Raw genomic sequence first — 18610 nt, 5'->3', positions numbered from 1 at the left:
CCGCGCGCGGATGGCCGTGAGCCAGGCCAGGACAATCCGGCGATGAACCTCTCCCAATATCTCAAGCCGGCCGGAACGGTGGTCTTCGTCGTCGCGCTCGGCGTCGGCTATTATCTGTTCGAGCACCGGCATCGCGCCGAGCCCAAGGAAACGCCGAGCGAGGCCCTGGTCATCGTAACCAAGTCGACCAATGCCTGCTTCTCGGACTTGGTTCGGGTGACCGGCTTCTTCGTGCCGCGCCGCGAAGCCGTGGTCGTCGCCGACCAGGAGGGATCCAGGGTCACCGACCTCTTCGTCACCGAGGGCACCCTCGTCACCGACAATCAGGAGCTGGCGCGCCTGACCGCACCGCCCCAGATCCCGGGCCAGCCGCAGCGGCCCGGCCCGCAAGGTCCGGTCTCCCTGAAGGCCTCTGCGCCGGGCCTCGTCACCGAGGTCCGCACCATCGTCGGCGCGCCGGCCTCGCCGCAGGCTGGCCCGATGTTCCGAATCGCCGTCAACAACGAGATCGAGCTGGACGCGCAGGTCCCGGCGGTGCACATGGCCAAGCTCAGCTCCGGCGCGACCGTTCGCATCAGCCGCGACGACGCGCCCGATCTGATCGGGCGGGTCAGGCTGGTGGCGCCCGAAATCGATCGCGCCACCCAGCTCGGCCGCGTGCGCATCAGCGTCACCAACAATCCCTCGCTGAAAGTCGGCGTGTTCGCCCGCGCCTCGATCGACGCCAAGCGAAGCTGCGGCGTCGCGGTTCCCAAGACCGCGATAGACCATCTCACCGTGCAGGTCGTCAAAGGCAACATTGTCGAGACGCGCAAGGTACGGGTCGGGCTGTCGTCGGACAGCGCGACGGAAATCCTGGAAGGCCTCAACGTCGGCGAAATCGTCGTCGCCGACGCCGGCTCTTCGCTGCATGATGGCGACCAGATCAAGACCATGTTCGCTGATGAACTCGATCGCACGCGGGTACGCTGATGGCTCTCAATATCTCGGCATGGTCGATTCGCAATCCGCTGCCGTCGGTCGTTTTTTCCATCATCCTCCTGATCCTCGGCTGGGTGTCCTTCACCAAGCTCGCGGTGACGCGGCTACCCTCGGCCGACATTCCCGTGATCTCGGTCGCGGTATCGCAGTTCGGCGCGGCACCCGCCGAGCTCGAATCCCAGGTCACCAAGACGGTTGAAGACGCCGTCTCCGGTGTCGAAGGCGTCAGGCACATCACCTCGCAGATCACCGACGGCCTGTCGGTGACGACGATCCAGTTCGCGCTGGAAACCAACACCGACCGCGCGCTCAACGACGTCAAGGACGCGGTGACGCGCGTGCGCTCCAATCTGCCGCAGAACGTCACCGAGCCGCTGATCCAGCGCGTCGACGTCATCGGCCTGCCGATCGTCACCTACGCCGCGATCTCGCCCGGCAAGACGCCGGAACAGCTCTCCTATTTCGTCGATGACGTGGTCAAGCGCGCGCTGCAGGGCGTGCGCGGCGTCGCCCAGGTCGAGCGCATCGGCGGTGTCGAGCGCGAGATCCTGGTCTCGCTCGATCCCGACCGCCTGCAGTCGATGGGGCTGACGGCCGTCAATGTCAGCCAGAGCCTGCGCGGCACCAATGTCGACGTCGCCGGCGGCCGCGCCGAGATCGGCAAGAACGACCAGGCGATCCGCACCCTCGCGGGCGCCAAGACGCTGAGCGACCTCGCCGGCACCATGATTCCGCTGTTCGGCGGCGGCGAGGTCCGGCTCGACGATCTCGGCACCGTGACCGACACCATCGCCGACCGCCGTACCTTCGCCCGCTTCAACGGCGAGCCGATCGTCGCGCTCGGCATCAAGCGCTCCAAGGGTGCCAGCGACGTGAAGGTCGCCGAGGCGGTACAGAAGCGCATCGACACGCTCAAGGCTACTTATCCCGACGTCGACCTGAAGGTGATCGACACCTCGGTCGAATATACCAATGGCAATTACCACGCGGCGATCTCGACCCTGTTCGAAGGCGCCATCCTCGCCGTCGTGATCGTGTTATTGTTCCTGCGCGACCTGCGCGCCACCATCATCGCCGCGATCTCGCTGCCGTTGTCGATCTTCCCGGCATTCTGGGCGATGGACCTGCTCGGCTTCTCGCTCAACCTCGTCAGCTTCCTCGCCATCACGCTGTCGACGGGTATTCTGGTCGACGACGCCATCGTCGAGATCGAGAACATCGTCAGGCACATGAACATGGGCAAGTCGCCCTATCGTGCCGCCCTCGAAGCCGCCGACGAGATCGGCCTCGCGGTGATCGCGATCTCGCTGACGATCATCGCGATCTTCGCACCCGCGAGCTTCATGTCGGGCATCGCCGGACAGTTCTTCAAGCAGTTCGGCATCACCGTCTCGGTGCAGGTGTTCTTCTCGCTGCTCGCGGCGCGCTTCGTCACGCCGGTGCTCGCCGCCTACTTCCTCAAACATGGCAATCACCAAGAGCCGCCGCCCGGCCGCGTGCTGCGGTCCTATCACAGGCTCGTGGCCTGGTCGGTGAAGCACTATTTCATCACGGTGCTGGCGGGCTTCGGCGTCTTCGCCGCCTCGATCTGGAGCATCACGCTGCTGCCGCAGGGTTTCCTGCCGGCGCAGGACAGCTCGCGCTCGCTGGTTGCGCTCGAGCTGCCGCCGGGCACGCAGCTCGCCTACACCGAAAAAGTCACCGAAGACATCGTCGCGCGCCTGCGCAAGCGGCCCGAGGTGAAGAGCATCTTCGTCGACGGCGGCCGCGTTCCACCCGGGACCCAGGAAGTCCGGCGCGCCGCCTTGATCATCAACTACACGCCCAAGGACAGCCGCGACATCACCCAGCGCGAGCTCGAATTCTCGATCAGCCAGGAGCTGGAGAACATTCCAGACATCCGCTTCTGGTTCCTCGACGAGAACGGCCTGCGCGCCATCTCGCTGGTCGTGACCGGCGCAGACGCCAACATCGTCAACAACGTCGCCAGCGAACTCGCGACGCAGATGAAGCGGATTCCCACCATCTCCAACGTGATCTCGGAAACCACGCTGGAGCGGCCCGAGCTGCGCGTCGAACCGCGCGCCGATCTTGCCGCACGGCTCGGCGTGTCGACCGAAAGCCTGTCGCAGACCATCCGCGTGGCCACCATCGGCGACGTCGGCCCCGCGCTCGCCAAGTTCGACGTCGGCGACCGTCTGGTGCCGATCCGCGTGCAGCTCGAGGATGCCGCGCGCGGCAATCTGAAGACGCTCGAACAGTTGCGCGTGCCGCTCGGCGAGCACGGCGAGAAGGGCGGCGTGCCGCTCTCCGTCATCGCCGACGTCAAGCTCGACCAGGGTCCGACCAGCATCAACCGCTACGATCGCGAGCGACAGGCGACCGTCGCGGCCGATCTCGTCGGCTCCGCCGCGCTCGGCGACGCCACCAAGAAGATCTACGACCTGCCGGTCATGAAGAGCCGGCCGAAGGGCGTGAAGGTCTCGCCCTCCGGCGATGCCGAAAGCCTGAACGAACTGTCCGAAGGCTTTGCCACCGCGATCACGGCGGGCCTGATGATGGTCTACGCCGTGCTAGTGCTGCTGTTCGGCACCTTCCTGCAGCCGATCACCATCCTGTTCTCGCTGCCGCTCTCGATCGGCGGCGCGATCGCGGCGCTGCTGATCACCGGCAAGCAGCTCACGACGCCGGTGTGGATCGGCATCCTGATGCTGATGGGCATCGTCACCAAGAATGCGATCATGCTGGTGGAATTCGCCATCGAGTCCATTCACGCCGGCACACCGCGCGAAGAAGCCATGATCGACGCAGGCATGAAACGCGCTCGTCCGATCGTGATGACCACGATCGCGATGGCCGCGGGCATGATGCCAAGCGCACTCGCGGTCGGCGCCGGCGGCGAGTTCCGCTCGCCGATGGCGCTCGCGGTGATCGGCGGCCTGATCTTCTCGACCATCCTGTCGCTGGTGTTCGTGCCCGCGATGTTCATGGTGATGGACGATCTCGGCGCGCTGATCTGGCGCTTCGCCAAGCGGCTGGTCGTGCACAGCGAAGATGCGGAGGGCGCCGGTCACCACGGAGCTGCGCCGGCGGGAGCGGCACCAGCGCCGAAGAGCATCGTGCACCCCGCGGCGGAGTAGCTATGGCACAAGCGTCAAGTACACAAGGCAGTTCAGCGAGCGCCATCCGCGAACCCGACATAGCGGAGGATCGTCTTCGCTACCAAGCATTCAGACGTACCGGTCGTGCTGTGCCGATCGAGGCCGTTAAAGCGTGGGTTGCGAGTTGGGACTCTTCTGACGAACTCCTTCGCCCCGATTGTAGCGACCCAGCCTAACGGCCCCCTACTCGTTCCGCGCGATCGCCGTCAGCTTGGTCATGTTCCGCAGCAGGATGCGGCCGCGCTGGAGATCGAGGATCGCTTCCTTGCGCCAGGCCTGAAGCTGGCGGTTGACGCTCTCGCGGGCGGCGCCGACGAACACGCCGAGTTGCTCCTGCGAGATGTGCACCTCCGAGCCGAAATCGGCGGCGAGCGCGCAGAGGCGCCGCGCGAGACGAACCGGCAGCGGCTGGAGCATGGACTCTTCCATGCGCTCGCTCTGCCAGCGGATGCGCTGGCACAGCAGCGCGATGATCTTGATCCCGACCTTCGGCTCGCGTTCGAGGAAAGCGAGAAAGTCTTCGCGCCGCAGCACGAACAGCTCGCTGGCTTCGCCAGCGGTCGCGTCCGCAGTGCGGCTCTGGCCGTCCAGCACCGCAACCTCGCCGAACAGGTCGCCCGGCCCCATGAAGTTCAGCGTCAGGCGGCTGCCGTCGGAGGCACCGGTCTCGATGCGGACCTGGCCTCGGCGCACGCCGAACAGCGCATCGCCTGCGTCGCCCTTCTGGAACAGCACCTCGCCATTCCCCAGATGCTGGGTGTGGCAGAGATTTGCCAGCCGCTGGAGCTCGTCTACGCCGAGATCGGCGAACATCGCATTCATCTTGAGGATGACCGCAAATTCGGCCTGCTTGCTCATTTCAATGTCCTTGTGAATTTCGTTGGCAAATCGCTTGGAACCATCAACATCAGGATCGCGTAAAACCACGCCGGGGAAGTGTGCCATAAGTCACATAACTTTGCAGCACCCCCAGACTATTTTTACGTGCTTGGAGCCGCTTCCCGTCCCGGGATAAACTCAGGCGTAAAGGACGCGTGCAAATGACGGTCATCTGCCGGATTCGACGCCGGTTGTCCGCCGCTGGAAAGTCGACATGAGAGCCGTGAAATTCGCCGGCGCGGCTGTGGCCGCAATCGTCATCGTGATCGCACTCCTGCTGGTGGTCGGGATCCCCTCGGGCTTCCTGACGTCGACGATTGCCTCGCGGGTCGAGAGCGCGACCGGCTATCGCTTGTCGATCGACGGCACCATCAGAATCAGCCTGTGGCCGACGCTGAACGTGACGCTGAACGACCTCACGCTTGCCGACCCCAAGGACCGCAGCGGCATCACCCGCCTGACCATCGACAGCGTGCAGGCCGACATGTCGCTCTCGAGCGTCTGGTCGGGCCGCCCGAAGATCAGTGAGCTCGTCGTCACCCATCCCGTGCTCTACCAGCCGCTGCTGCGCGAGCGCCTGCCGAATGCCGGCGGCACATCGAAGCCGGTCGCGCTTGATACCGACGGCGCCGCCATCGACCGCATCAAGGTCACCGATGGCGAGATCGCATTCACGCGCGTGCGCGATCGCGTCGAGAGCCGCATCGGCGCGGTCAATGCCGATGCGATCGTCGGTCGCGACCGCAAGATCAGCATCACCGGCACCGCACGGGTCGGCGAGCATCCGACCAAGTTCGACATCAAGGCGACCACGCCGGCGCCGCCGGCCGACCGCCCGACCATTCCGGTGGATTTCGCCATCGACGTGCCGGACGTGCTGAAGTCTCGGCTCGCGGGCCATGCCGAGATGCGGCTGAGCGGCGATGTCGTGATGATCAACGGCCTGAATGGCACGCTCGGCGATGGCGCATTCAACGGCTGGGCCTCGGTCGATATCGCGAGCAAGCCTCTGGTCAAGGTCGATCTCGACTTCCAGCGGCTCGCGATCCCGCTGGCGAAATCGCCGGAAGGCGCGTCCGGGCAACCCTGGAGCGATGCGCCGATCGACGTGTCCGGGCTCAACTATGTCGATGCGCAAATCAGGATCTCCGCGCACGAGGCGGTGATCGGCGATGCGCGTCTCGCGCCGCTGGCGGTTGATGCAAAACTCGCCGGCGGCGTGCTGAAGGCCGGCACCGCCAATCTCGGCGCTTATGGCGGCCAGGTCTCGGGCGAATTGATCCTGGATGCGACCAGCGGCGCGCCGAGCTTTGCGATGCATTCCGACCTCGCCGGCGTGCGCGCGCTGCCGCTGCTCCAGGGCCTCGCCGAATTCGACCGGATCGACGGCAAGCTGCAGGCCAAGCTCGCGCTGCGCAGCGCCGGCACCAGCCAGCGCGCACTGATGGCGAACATGCAGGGCACGGCCTTCGTCAATTTCCAGGACGGGGCCATTCGCGGCATCAACGTCGCGCAGATGATCCGCTCGCTGACCTCGGGCACGTTGTCCGGCTGGCAGGCAAACCAGGACAACGGTCGGGAGCAGAGCACGGATTTGTCGCAGCTCTCGGCGTCGTTCCGGATCGACAAGGGCCAGGCGGTGACCACTGATCTCAGCTTGACCGAACCGCTGGTCCGCGTGACCGGTGCCGGCACGATCGCGCTCGACACCAAGATGATGGGCTTTCGCGTCGAGCCGAAGCTGGTGATGACGACCGAAGGCCAGGGCCGCGCCGCCGAGCCGGTCGGCTTCGGCATTCCCGTGATGATCCAGGGTACCTGGTCGCAACCGCGGATCTATCCTGACATGGCCGGCATGCTGGACAATCCGGACGCCGCCTATGCCAAGCTGCGCGAGATGGGCAAGGGCCTGTTCGGCGCTGATGGGGCTGGGCTCGGCAATATTCTGGGAAGCCTTGGCCTCGGGGGAGCCACCGCGCCGGGTGGCGGCAATGCGACCGGCAATGCCAATCCGCAAACCCAGCAGCCCGGACAGAACAACCCGCTCGGCGGCCCCTTGGGCGAGGCGATCGGCAATCTGATCCAGCAGGGACTTTCCGGTGGCGCGGGAAACGGCACTGGGACTGCCACCGGCACCGGCACTGCCGCCGGGCGCAGCCGCAGCCTGCCTGCAGCACCGTCCACATTGATGCCGCAAGCTTCGCCAACGTCCCCCGCCCTGGAGGACCCGCCGGCGGCGCAGCAGGACAGCCAGCCGATGAACGACGTGCTGCGGCAGCTCTTTAATCGATGATTGCAGGACCAAAGCGCTGGACTCCCAGCCCTCCCTTGCCAAGCCATCCCCTTACATCGGCTGGCCCGGCGGCGGCTTCCTCCAAACGGATGAGACTGCGACAATTCACCATGCTTCGCCTGCCCAGCGTCCAGGCGGGTAACCACACCGGCCGGTCAGGCGGCCCCGACCAGTCCCTTCACAGTCCGTTGGACCAAATTGTGCTAGAAGGCTCGCAGGGTCCGTGCGGCCCGTAGCGCCGGCGCCGATGGCGGCGCGAGAGGATCGGGATGGCAGGAGCGAGCGACAAGACACGGTTTCTGCGCGAGGGTCTGTTCGCCAAATACGTCGTCTCTCTCGTCGGCCTCGTCGTGTTCGTGCTCGCCGTCAACGGCGCGATGGAGAGCTGGATCTCCTACCGCGCCACCAAGACACAGCTGACCGACGGTCTCGAGGACAAGGCACAGGCTGCCGCGCGGCGGATCGAGCAGTCGATCTCCGAGCTCGAGCGCCAGATCAGCTGGGTGACGCGGGCGAGCCAGGACACGCTCGAGAAGCGCCGCGCCGACTACGCCCAGCTGCTGCACCAGGTGTCGGTCGTCACTCAGCTGTTCCAGCTCAACGGCGACGGCCGCGAGGTGCTGCGCGTCTCGCGCCAGTCGACCACGACCGGCAGCAACGCCGACCTCTCCCGCGACATGCGCTTCACCGACACCGTCGCCCGCGGCGTCAGCTACGCGCCGGCCTGGTTCTCCGACCGGACGCCGTTCATGTCGATCTCGGTGGCGCATTCCGGTTTTAACGCCGGCGTCACCGTGGCCGAGCTCGATCTCAGCTTTCTCTCCGAGTACCTCTCCGACGCCCAGGTCGGCAAGGCTGCCTTCGCCTATGTGGTCGATCCGCGCGGCCGCGTGCTGGCGACGTCGTCGAAGGGGCCCGAAATCGGCAAGGATTTGTCGAAGCTGCCGCAGGTCGCGGCTGCGGTCGCACCGGGCCACGCGCCCGACAATTCGGGCACCGACTTCAACGGCCATGCGGTGATGAGCGCCGCGAGCACCGTGCCGAAGCTCGGCTGGAGCGTGATGTTCGAGCAGCCGACCACGCAGGCCCTGATGCCGATCCGCGACCAGCTGGTGCGCATCGCGCTGCTGATCGGCATGGGCCTGCTGGTCGCGATCCTCGCCGGCACGCTTCTGGCGCGCCGCATGATCATCCCGATCACGGCGCTGCGCGACGGCGCGCACAAGCTCGGCGAGGGCGATTTCAGCCATCGCATCGAGGTGCACACCTCAGACGAGCTGGAAGATCTCGCCGGCCAGTTCAACCGCATGGCCGGCCAGATCCAGGAAACCTATTCGGACCTGGAGACCAAGGTCGAGGAGCGCACCCGCGATCTCGCGCAGTCGATCAACGAGCTCAAGGTGCTGGAAGAGGTCGGCCGCGCGGTCGCCGCCTCGCTCGATCTCAACGCCGTGCTGCCGACGATCGCCGCGCGCGCGATCGAGATCACCCATGCCGACGCCGTGCTGATCTACGGCTATGACGCGCAGGCGCGCCGCTTCAATCTGGTCGAGGCCAACGGCATCGACAAATCCGCCGACGGCGCCCATGTCACCATCGACGAAGGCCAGGATATCCTGAGCGATGCGGCCGGGAGCGGCGAACCGATCGCGATTTCAGATCTCGACCAGGCCTCCGAGCAGCCGCTGCGCGACGTCGCGATCGCGGCCGGCTTCCATTCGGTGCTGGTGGTGCCGCTGGTGGACCAGCAGGGCACGCTCGGCTCGCTGGTGGTGCTGCGCCGCGCCGGCGGCGAGTTCGCTTCAAGCATCATCGGCCTGATGCGCACCTTCGCCAACCAGGCCGTGCTGGCGATGCGCAATGCGCGGCTGTTCACCGAGGTCGACCACAAGGGCCGCGAGCTCGCGGCGGCGCACGAAACCGTGCAGCAGCAGGCCGCCAAGCTCCAGGAGCAGACCGAGCAGCTGCGCAACTGGAATCGCTCGCTGGAAGAGCGGGTCGAGAAACAACTCGGCGAGATCGGCCGCATCAAGCGGCTCGAACGTTTCCTCGCCCCGCAAGTCGCGCAGCTGATCGCCTCGTCCGACGGCCACGACGCACTGCTCGACAGCCACCGCCGCGAGGTCACCGTCGTGTTCTGCGATTTGCGCGGCTTCACCTCGTTCACGGAGGCGACCGAGCCGGAAGAGGCGATGAACGTGCTGCGCGAATATCACGCCGCGCTCGGCGAGCTGATCCACCGCTATGAAGGCACGCTCGACCGCTTTGCCGGCGATGGCGTGATGATCCTGTTCAACGCGCCGATTCAATTTGCCGACCATACCAATCGCGCGGTGAAGATGGCGGTCGAGATGCGCGATGTGATTGGCCAATTGACCGAGAAGTGGAAGAACCGCGGCCACTCGCTCGGCTTCGGCGTCGGCGTCGCCATGGGCTACGCCACGCTCGGCCAGATCGGCTTCGAGCAGCGGCTCGAATATGCCGCGATCGGCAGCGTCACCAATCTCTCCTCCCGCCTCTGCGACGAAGCCAAGGCCGGCCAGGTCGTCGTCAGCCGCCGCGTCTACGGCATGGTCGAGCCCTGGGTCGAAGCCCGCGCACTCGACGATCTCGTGCTCAAGGGCTTCAACCACCCGGTGCTTGCGATGGAGATCCTGTCGTGGCGCGAGGAGGTCGAGAACGTGGTGGATGCCGCCGCGGCAAGGCGGCGCGGGTAGCCCAAACAAAAAACTGCGAAAACAACCCCATGCACAGTAGCCGGGGCCCGCAAGATCAATGGGTTACGCGGGCACGGAATTGGCCGGAAGCCGTTTGACTCGTCGGGCAAAACACCGGCAGGATGGCATCATCCCCACGAACCACATCTCTCGTCCTCGCGACTAACGATCGCCTCCGCGTCGAGGCGAAAGTTCGGATGGAGCCGACCTGTGGCGCTTGCCTTGCCGTCGCGTGCGTATGATTTGCAGATGCTGGACCGGCCCGCCGATCGCGCGCGTGATCATGGCTGGGTCTACGGCCTGCCGCCGGGCATCACGAGCGAGCAATGGCCGCTCGACCCAGTCACCGGGTTTCCGCTGATGCATGGTTTTACACTTCTGCTGCCGAAGGATTATCGCGTACACGGCGAGGATATCGTCGCGGTGTCGTTCTTCGCTACCGCACCAGATCACAATGACGGCGGGGCACCCGACGATCCCGAGATTCGCGAGGCCGTGCTGGCGCGACCAGCGCATCCGCGGCTTTCGCGCATGACCGACATCCTTGATTACGAATATGCCGCGCTGCTGCTGACGAAGCATGAGTACGAGGGCCCGTTCGCGACGCCGCCCGCGCCGCTTCCGCTTGCGACGGCGGAGCGGCCGCGCTGGCTCGATGTCGGCGGCGCCAGCGCTTTCTTCGAATCCGCGGCGCCTTACGCGCAGAAGATGTTCGCCGGCCCTCCGCGGGGTGACCTGGCGGAGAACCTCGCGATCGCCTTGATGCCGCGCGCGACCGATCCCAATGCCGGCAAGGCCCCGCAGGACCCGCACCTCCCGCGCAATCCGCCGAGCGACTATCAGTCCTACTACTACTTTATCGACGGCGTCCCGACCACCGAGAATTTCCGCTCGCACGACTGGGGCAAGGACCACGCCCACAACCATCTCGGCGGCACCATGCGGCCCTGCCAGGCGGTGCCTGAGATGAGCCCGTTCTACATCGAGTTCGAGGAATATTTCGGCGGCTACAATTTCGGCAGCGGCAACGCGCAGCTCGACTTCAAGGACATGAAGTTCGAGTGGGCCTGCGGGTGATCACACGCCGCGCTTCGGCCCGATCGCCTCGAACCCCGCCTTCTGCTCGTCGCTTAAGTCGGCCTCGAAATCGTCGAGCGCGTCACTGACGCCATTCACCGCCTGCAGCATAGTCTCCAGCCGCGCCTTCGCGGCGGTGAGGCGGGCCTGTGGTGTCGGTGCGGCCTGTGACGGACAGGCGCTCAGCGTTTCCATGGTGCGCAGCGTGGTATCCTGGAGCACGTCGAGGCGGGCGCGGGCGGTGTCGTCGAGCTTGAGCGTGGAGGCGATCTCGGCCGCGGGCCATTGCTGCTGAATGAGCTGCTCGTATTGGCGCTGCAGCTTCTCGTCGTAGCGGGGATCGCTGTCCGCCTGGCAGGCCGATGCCGCCTGGGGATTCTTTTGCTGCATCGCTGCAAGCGCGGCGCGGCGGTCCTTGGCCAGGCCGTCGAGCTTGGCTCTCTGGTCGTCGTCGAGGAGATCGACGAATTTTGCCAGCGAAGGTGCGACCGCGTCCGTCGCCTTGATCATGGCCTCGATGCGCTCGCGCATCAGGCCGAGGCGCTCCATCGCCGTCGCGGGGACCTGCGCCGGACAGGCGGCGCGGATGGTGTCGCGCGCGGATGCCCACGCGGTCGCGAGCTCGTCGAGCGCAGTGCGCTGCAATTCATTCGGCTGCACGATAGCGGCAATGCGATCGACCGGCAGGCCGCCGGTGTCGCTGGCATCGCAGACCGTCTCCGCGGTCGGGACTCGCCGTCCGCGCCGGCCGTGCGGCGCGGTGTAGGCGGCAAGCTGGGTGGCCGCATAGGGCGCGAAGATCGCGGCATAGATGTCGCCATAGCCATAGAGCGAGAGGCTGGTCGTATCGCCGAGGATGATTGCGGTGGTGAGATCGTCATGCGCGAACGGCCAGAACACCGGGCCGACCCAGCCGTAGCTGCCGTCGGGATGACGCCACCAGCCCTGCGGACGGCGGCCGCCGTGCCATCCCGCCAAAGCAGCTTGCGCCGTCATTGCGGCACGGAGGACGTAAGGATTCGCAGGCTGGCCGCGCTCTGCGCCGCGAGGATCTTGCGACCTCAACGCTGCGGAGCGGTATCGGCTGCCCCGCACCGCCATGCGGGCATGGCGCAAGCGAGACATGCCGATCATGTGGCCGACGGCAAAGCGCGCAACACCGAGCGGGCCGCCGCGGAAGCCGAACTGCGCCTCGGCGCGACCTGGCAACAGAACCGCCAGAATCACGAGGGTTGCGCCTGATAGCGCCGGCCCCAGCCTTGGCCTGAGCGCCAAGCGTGATCTCGACATGACCACTGACCTGTCCACCTTGGCCCTCCTCCGGCGCCAAGCGCGCATCGCGTCGCATCACAACGACGCGCGAGGGAACCAAATGTTCCGGAAGCGCACAGGGCAAAGCGTCGCAACGCGCACCGGGGCAGAGCCGATGCGCCGTCACTCCGCCTTCTGCGGCAGCACGAAGGTCTGGCCGGGATAGATCAGATTCGGATTATGGATCTTGGCGCGGTTGGCGTTGTAGATCACGGCAAAGCGGGCGCCGTCGCCGTAAGCGAGCCGGCTGAGCGCCCACAGGCTGTCGCCGCGGGAGATTACCCGGCTGCCGCCTGTTTCCGCCGGTGCACCACTGACGATTTCCGCCGGCGAGGCCGATGCAACGGTCGTGGCCGCGGGCGCCCGCGCCATGACCCCCGACCCGCCCTTTGGTTTCGGTGCGCCCATCAATCTCGGCCGGGCCGCAGGCCTGTCCGATAAAGATGCCACCACATCCGACTTGTCGTCGGGCTTCTCGGCCTTCGCTTCCTGCTTCGTCTCTTGCCTCGCGGCCGGTGCAGGGCGCGCGGGCGGCGGCGCGGCTTCGGCGATCACCACCGGCATGCTGCGGCCGGATTGCGTGACGGTGCCGTCAGGCGATTTCGCCCGCAGGGTGAGCTCATAGGAACCGGCGGGAAGCTGCGGCGGCATCATCACGAATTGGCCCGACGCATCCGCCACCACCGTGTCGATCGGCTTGCCGTCGCGCAGCAGCTCGACCTTGGCGCCCGGCGTCGCCTGGCCCGCGATCACCGCCGCCTCGCCGTGGTCATCGACGCGCGCGACGTCGAAACGGGGGCCGGTATCGGCAACCGCCGGCGGCGGCTTGACCGGTGCAAGATCGGCAAGCGCGGCCGTGACCTGCTTCTGGGTTTCAGCCAATGCACCCGCCTTCGGTTCGGGGGCCGGCGCCGGAGATGCAGCTGGCGCCGGCGGCGCGACCGCGGCGAGCTTGGGCTCTTCCGGCTTGAGTTCCGGCTTGGATTCGACCTTGGGCTCGACCTTGGGTTCCGGCTTGGCGGCGATGTCGGTCTTCGCCCCTATCGGCAGCAGGCGACGCAGCTCGGTGGGGCCGATCACCAGCACGGTGCCGCCCACCGCGAGCAGACAGAATGCAATGAAGGCCTTGGATGCGGTCACCATCGGAAACGAGCCTTGATCAGGAAGAACCTTGCAAATCAATCGAGCCGGCAAGGTGCGCCGTTTTAGCCACGGCAGCAAGACGGTCGATAGGATGATGAGCCGGCGCCGGGGATGAACCGGCGCACCCCCGCCGACGTCAAATGATCGAGGCCGCATCGCGGTATTTTTCTCGAGGAATTTTCACCGTGAACGCATTTTGCCGTCCCGCACAATTGCCGGTACTTGGGCTGGTGGTGGGGCTCGCGCTTGCCCCGACGCTGGCCGCAACTCCGGGGCTCGCCGCGTCCGGCCCGCCGCCGGATTACATCCTCACCGACAATGCCGATCTCGCCTTCACCTCGCCCGACGGCGCCACTGGGATCGAGCAGTACATGAAGGACAGCGGGGATTTGGACGTCAAATGGCAGGCCTGGGCGAGGCGTGGCGAACAGATGACGGAGCTGAAGCCCGAGCAGGGTTACGGCGCCGGCTTCCGCTTCACGCCCGACTCGCAATGGCTGGTGCGGATGCAGAAGACCGGCTCCGGCGAGCAGGACCTCTATCTCTACCATGTCGAGAAAGGCGCCTTCGTCAGCGCGACGAAGACGCCGTTCAGCGACTTGGCCTGGGCCTATTTCCACAGCCGCCCGGACACCGGGAAGATGAAGCTCGACTACCACATTTCGGCCAATCTCGTGAAAGGCACCGAAGAGGCTTATCGCGGCCTCGGCGTGCACTGGCCGGACAACCGTTACCTCGTCATCTCGCTGTCGGGTGAAATGGACAAGCACCCGAAGAACGTCGCCGTGAAGGGGTTGGCCGACTGGCGCTGCCGCTATGATCTCAAGACCGGGACCTTCGACGTGCCGGCGATGTTGAACAAGACCAATGCGGAAGCGTTGAGATGGGAAATCCGACGCTGAGGGAACCATGGCCCACCGCGCCTTCAGACAGCGATGGAACCAACCCTCTGATTACGCTTCGATTCATGTTTTCCTAACCCTTACTGGTAACGCGGTCTTGTCGGTTTTGCCGCATCTTGCATCCCACGGGAGGGCTGCATGGGCACATCGATCCGATGGAGCGCGCGCATGCGCGCGTTGCTGCGCCGTTGGCGCGGCGCGCCGCTGACATGGCTGATCGCAGGCGGCTTCGTGCTGATGGCCGCAATGGCGATCGGCACCGCGCTTACCGTCGACCGCTTCCGGCAGAATGCAATCGAAAGCGGCCGCGACAGCCTTGAGAGCGCGGTCCGGTTGCTTGCCCGCCATTTCGACCGCGAGTTCGAGGACTTCGCGGTGCTGCAGAAGAGCATCATCGCCGAGCTCGAAAGCCACGGCATCGAGTCCGCTGATGTCTTCCGCAGCGAGATGGGCACGCTCGCCGTGCACGAAGTGCTGCGCGCCAGAGCCAGCGGCTGGTCGGACGTTGCCGGCGCCAATTTGTTCGACGCCAAGGGCGTGCTGATCAACTCGTCGCGGCGCTGGCCGGTCGCCGATGTCTCGGTCGCCGACCGCGGCTATTTCAATCGCCTCAAGAACGACCCGGCTTCGCAGGAGGAGGTCGAGGTCGTGCCCGGACGGTTGGGCAGCGGACCGGCGATCGTGTTCGCGCGCCGCGTCTCCGGTCCTCACGGCGAATTCCTTGGGCTGGTGTCGCGCGCGATCGCGCCGGACCAACTCGAATCCTTCTTCGCCTCGAGCGGGCTCGGCGAGGAATCCTCGATCGCGATGCACCACCAGAACGGCCAGTTGCTCGCGCGCGTTCCGCATGTGGACGCGATGATCGGGCAGAATTTCCGCAATGGAACGTCCGAGCAGATGGCGGTGTTCGAGCGCACCTTCGTCACGACCCAGCTCGCAAGTCCGATCGACGGCAAGGATCGCATCGTCGCCGCACGCCTCCTGACCGGCGAGCCGCTGGTCGTGGTTGCGACCAGGTCGCTGGATGCGACGCTGGCGACATGGCACACGCAAACCAAATTCTTCGTGGCCGTAGCCGTGCTGTCGATCGGCCTACTCGTGCTCACGCTCTATTTCATCTTCCGCCAGATGACCCGCCGGCTCGCCGTGGAGAAGCACCAGCTCGACACCGCGATGAACACGATGACGCAGGGTCTCCTGATGTTTGACCAGGACGAGCGGCTGATCGTCTGCAACCGGCGCTACATCGAGATGTATGGCCTATCGGCCGACGTGGTGAAGCCCGGCGCGTATTTCCGCCAAGTGATCCAGCACCGCCACGACACGGGTTCGTTCCACGGCGACGTCGATTCCTATTGCGACGGCATTTTGGGCAATGCCGGGCAGACGCAGAGCACGATCGTCGAGACCTCCGATGGCCGCCTGATCGAGATCAAGAACCAGCCCGGCGCCGCCGGCGGCTGGCTCGCGACCCATGACGACGTCACCGAGCGCATTCGCGCCGACGAGCGCATCGCGCATATGGCGCATTACGACGCGCTGACCGACCTGCCCAACCGCGTGCTGATGCGCGGCCATCTGGAGCGGCGTGTCGCGGAGCTTGCCCAGGGCAAGCCGTTCGCGATCCTCTATATCGACGTCGACGAGTTCAAGGGCGTCAACGATTCGCTGGGACACGAGGTCGGCGACGAGCTGCTGCGCCAGGTCGCGAACCGCCTGCGCGCCTGCATCAGCGGCAACGACATGGTGGCACGGTTGGGTGGCGACGAATTCGCAATCGTCAAGGCCGGCACCCGCGACGTGGCCGAGCTGACGGCGCTGGCCGAGCAGATCCTGAAGGCGCTGCGCGCGCCCGTAAACTACAATGGCCAGGAAATCCCGACCGATGCCAGCATCGGCATCGCGATCGCGCCCGACCACGGCGACAATCTCGACGATTTGCTCAAGCGCGCGGATCTCGCGATGTATGCGGCGAAATCCGAGGGCCGCCGCACCTTCCGCGTTTTCGCGCCCGCATACGACGCCAAGGCGCGGCTGCGCCGCCAGCTCGAGTTCGATCTGCGCCAGGCGCTGGCCCGCGGCGAGTTCGAGGTGCACTACCAGCCGCTGGTCGATCTTGCGGCCAACGTGGTCACCGGCTGCGAAGCGCTGCTGCGGTGGCACCATCCGGAGCGCGGCATGGTCTCGCCCGCCGACTTCATCCCGGTTGCGGAAGAGACCGGATTGATCGGCGAGATTGGCGAATGGGTGCTGAGGCAGGCCTGCACCGAGGCCGCCTCCTGGCCCGGCGACATCCACATCGCGGTCAATGTTTCACCGGTGCAGTTCCGCTCGCGGACGCTGGCGCTGAAGGTCGCAGCCGCGCTCGCCGAGTCCGGTCTCGCACCCGGACGGCTCGAGCTCGAGATCACCGAGACGGTCCTGATCCGCGACGACCAGGAGGCGCTGACGATCCTGCAGCAGCTGCGCGAGCTCGGCGTGCGCATTGCGCTCGACGATTTCGGCACCGGCTATTCGTCGCTGAGCTATTTGCATCGCTTCCCGTTCGACAAGATCAAAATCGACCGCAGCTTCATCTGCGACATCGGCCAGTCTGAAGATTCCTCGCCGATCGTGCAGGCGGTGGTGCACATGGCCGCCGCCCGCCACATGGCGACGACCGCCGAAGGCGTCGAGACGGAAGCGCAGCGCGCGGTGCTGCTCCAGCTCGGATGCAGCCAGATGCAGGGCTGGCTGTTCAGCCCGGCCGTGCCGGCGGCGAAACTGAAGCAGCTGTTGTCGGCACAGGCGGCCGCGGCCTAGCGCACCCCGGTCATCGCCGTCGCCTCCGTTTGGAGGATTTGTCGCCGCGCCGGGCAAGGCTTGTCCGTCTTGAAATCCAACCGTTCCACGCCACGAGCGTGCCCGATCGCGACATCGATGTGGCGGCCGTGTGGCGGCCTGCGCCCTTTTCTCACAAGCACTTCTCCTCCCCGGCCGCTCACCGTGCGTTCGCGAAAGCGCGGGCCGGCTTGGAGCAGGATCGGACAAAGCATGGCGGGTTCAGGAAATACGCACCGCAACCGCGGCGCATAGAACACGCGCCGTTCCGTACAAATACGGACGACTGATCGAAAGCCCGAGCTGATCAGCAGGAGCCACACCATGACCGGGAACACTGCACTCATGCGCAATCCCTCGCACAAGGGCTTGCCGCCCGCACCCGACGCACAGCCTGACGACCGCTCGACGTCCGAGCGGCGCGCCGCCGACGGGGAGATGGCGCGCGTGCTCAGGACCCAGCCGTTTCGCATGGCGCTGGACTCCTCCGGTGCCGGTATCGCGCACTGGAAGCATGATCCGCTGCACGACGTCGTCGAGCCCATGCGCCACCACGTGATCATGGCGCATAAAGGCGTGATGCAGCGCATAGAGCGGCGCTCGGGAAGATCGATCGCGATCGGCACGTTTCGTCCGGGGGTCGTGAACATCGTTCCGGAAGGGTCGAGCTCCCGATGGGACATTCCGAAGCCCGTCGACGTCGTGCAGCTTTACCTTCCCGACGCAACGCTGCAGCGCATCGCCGGCGAGGCCGGGACCGCCGGGCCCGCCGAATTGATTGAGCGAACGGCGCATCCCGACACGATCACGTCCCGACTGCTCCTGAGCGCGGCGGATTCGCTAGAGAGCCATGGCGTCCTTGATACGCTATTCCGGCATCAGCTCACGGATCTTCTGGCCACGCGCCTTTTGGCTGCGCATGTAGGGTCGCCAACCACGTTCCAGCCGACCATGGGCGGACTGGCGCCGAAGGTCCTGCTCCGTGCGATCGAACGATTGCGCTCCGACAGCGAAGCGGACGTCTCGCTCGATGCGCTGGCGTCCGATGCAGGTTTGTCGCGCTTTCATTTCTGCCGGTCCTTCAAGGAGAGCACCGGGCTGTCGCCGCATGCCTGGCTTCGCCAGCACCGGCTCGAGCAGGCCATGAACATGCTGCGGGAGAGCGACGAATCGATCGTCTCGGTCGCCGCGGCGCTTGGTTATTCCTCGCAGACCGCCTTCGCCGCGGCATTCAAGAAGCTGACGGGCGAGACGCCGAGCGATTGGCGCAGGCGCATGCGTTAGCAGCAATCTCTCGACAGCGACGGCAATCGCGCTGGGGCAACG

Annotated in this window: 12 protein-coding genes; 8 read left to right on the top strand and 4 right to left on the bottom strand. The window is 66.0% G+C overall.

Annotated elements, in window-relative coordinates:
- Nucleotides 1-42 precede the first annotated feature (42 nt).
- Both IVB40_RS01345 and IVB40_RS01340 read left to right on the top strand, forming a co-directional pair.
- Nucleotides 43-972 (top strand): efflux RND transporter periplasmic adaptor subunit, encoded by a 930-nt coding sequence (locus IVB40_RS01345; RefSeq protein ID WP_027515083.1) that lies wholly within the window; start codon nt 43-45, stop codon nt 970-972.
- Nucleotides 972-4121: an efflux RND transporter permease subunit gene (locus tag IVB40_RS01340; RefSeq protein ID WP_027568340.1), complete on the top strand. Its 3150-nt coding sequence runs from the start codon at nt 972-974 to the stop codon at nt 4119-4121. The genes IVB40_RS01345 and IVB40_RS01340 overlap by 1 nt, the downstream gene beginning before the upstream one ends.
- 204 nt (nt 4122-4325) lie before the next feature.
- Here IVB40_RS01340 and IVB40_RS01335 read toward each other — a convergent pair whose 3' ends face one another.
- Nucleotides 4326-5000: a Crp/Fnr family transcriptional regulator gene (locus tag IVB40_RS01335; RefSeq protein WP_027568341.1), complete on the bottom strand. Its 675-nt coding sequence runs from the start codon at nt 4998-5000 to the stop codon at nt 4326-4328.
- Nucleotides 5001-5235: 235 nt separating this feature from the next.
- Between IVB40_RS01335 and IVB40_RS01330 the strand changes: the two genes are divergently transcribed.
- The 3 genes from IVB40_RS01330 to IVB40_RS01320 all read left to right on the top strand — a co-directional run bounded on the left by IVB40_RS01330 (nt 5236) and on the right by IVB40_RS01320 (nt 11108).
- Entirely contained in the window at nt 5236-7314 is a 2079-nt protein-coding gene (locus tag IVB40_RS01330; protein WP_247817904.1) for an AsmA family protein, read from the top strand.
- A 269-nt stretch (nt 7315-7583) separates the two neighbouring features.
- Nucleotides 7584-10031 (top strand): adenylate/guanylate cyclase domain-containing protein, encoded by a 2448-nt coding sequence (locus IVB40_RS01325; protein WP_247817903.1) that lies wholly within the window; start codon nt 7584-7586, stop codon nt 10029-10031.
- 249 nt (nt 10032-10280) lie between these two features.
- On the top strand, nt 10281-11108 hold the full coding sequence (locus IVB40_RS01320; RefSeq protein ID WP_247817902.1) for a hypothetical protein: 828 nt from the start codon (nt 10281-10283) through the stop codon (nt 11106-11108).
- Here the strand turns inward: IVB40_RS01320 and IVB40_RS01315 are convergent, their stop codons facing one another.
- Both IVB40_RS01315 and IVB40_RS01310 read right to left on the bottom strand, forming a co-directional pair.
- Nucleotides 11109-12398 carry a Spy/CpxP family protein refolding chaperone gene (locus IVB40_RS01315; protein ID WP_247817901.1) on the bottom strand — a complete coding sequence of 430 codons (1290 nt, stop codon included), beginning with the start codon at nt 12396-12398 and terminating at the stop codon, nt 11109-11111.
- Nucleotides 12399-12542: 144 nt separating this feature from the next.
- A complete protein-coding gene (locus IVB40_RS01310; protein ID WP_247817900.1) occupies nt 12543-13562 on the bottom strand; it encodes a LysM peptidoglycan-binding domain-containing protein in 1020 nt (339 codons plus the stop codon).
- A gap of 185 nt (nt 13563-13747) precedes the next feature.
- On the opposite strand from IVB40_RS01310, the gene IVB40_RS01305 reads away from it, so the two are divergent.
- Entirely contained in the window at nt 13748-14464 is a 717-nt protein-coding gene (locus IVB40_RS01305) for a hypothetical protein (protein ID WP_247817899.1), read from the top strand.
- Between the two features lie 138 nt (nt 14465-14602).
- Complete coding sequence (locus IVB40_RS01300) at nt 14603-17266, top strand: EAL domain-containing protein (protein WP_027568348.1); 2664 nt, start codon at nt 14603-14605, stop codon at nt 17264-17266.
- Here IVB40_RS01300 and IVB40_RS01295 read toward each other — a convergent pair.
- Nucleotides 17263-17631 (bottom strand): hypothetical protein, encoded by a 369-nt coding sequence (locus tag IVB40_RS01295; protein ID WP_247817898.1) that lies wholly within the window; start codon nt 17629-17631, stop codon nt 17263-17265. The two genes, IVB40_RS01300 and IVB40_RS01295, sit on opposite strands and share 4 nt — an antisense overlap.
- On the opposite strand from IVB40_RS01295, the gene IVB40_RS01290 reads away from it, so the two are divergent.
- On the top strand, nt 17609-18568 hold the full coding sequence (locus IVB40_RS01290; RefSeq protein WP_247817897.1) for an AraC family transcriptional regulator: 960 nt from the start codon (nt 17609-17611) through the stop codon (nt 18566-18568). The genes IVB40_RS01295 and IVB40_RS01290 overlap by 23 nt on opposite strands.
- Nucleotides 18569-18610 lie beyond the last annotated feature (42 nt).

The sequence above is a fragment of the Bradyrhizobium sp. 40 genome, assembly GCF_023100925.1.
Taxonomy (GTDB): domain Bacteria; phylum Pseudomonadota; class Alphaproteobacteria; order Rhizobiales; family Xanthobacteraceae; genus Bradyrhizobium.
Note: the sequence above shows the minus strand (reverse complement) of the source record. Positions and strands in the feature narration are given on the sequence as shown.